The organism is Acinetobacter sp. TUM15064 (assembly GCF_008980265.1).
GTDB lineage: Bacteria > Pseudomonadota > Gammaproteobacteria > Pseudomonadales > Moraxellaceae > Acinetobacter.
Window position 1 is genome coordinate 1 of record NZ_BKFU01000210.1, and the last position, 460, is coordinate 460.

The following is a 460-nucleotide window of genomic DNA, read 5'->3' on the forward strand; positions in this document are numbered from 1 at the left end:
TTATAAAATTTACAACTCATCAATGCCTGTTCTAAGAATACCCCCCTTACACCATCACCTATCTTATGTGCTTCATCAACAATCAATACAGAAACTTTACTTCTATAAGGTGTTGACATAAAAATATTCAATCTCTCTTGTGTAAAAATAAGAATATTTTTCTTATACGATTTTATATCATCAAGTGTTGGCACAATATTAATATTTATTTCTTTATCCAAAATATCAGAAAAGTCAGTATAGACCTGATTAATCAGTGCTCTTGTTGGAACAACATATACTACCAATCCACTATCATTGTTCTCAAAAAACTCTTTGACCCAAGTTGCTAATATAAATGATTTACCCGCAGAAGTAGGGGCTGAAATTGAGATTTGAGAAGTACTAATTTCTTGAAGAGAATCCCAACATTTTTTCTGAAATTTATTTAGATATATCTCTTCTTGATTCGATAACTCGA

1 protein-coding gene is annotated in these 460 nt (G+C 30.2%); it reads right to left on the reverse strand.

Features of this window, described 5'->3' with window-relative positions; genetic code table 11:
* Positions 1-460: DEAD/DEAH box helicase (locus GBI16_RS18460; protein WP_151707640.1), on the reverse strand; the 460-nt coding region annotated here is incomplete at both ends.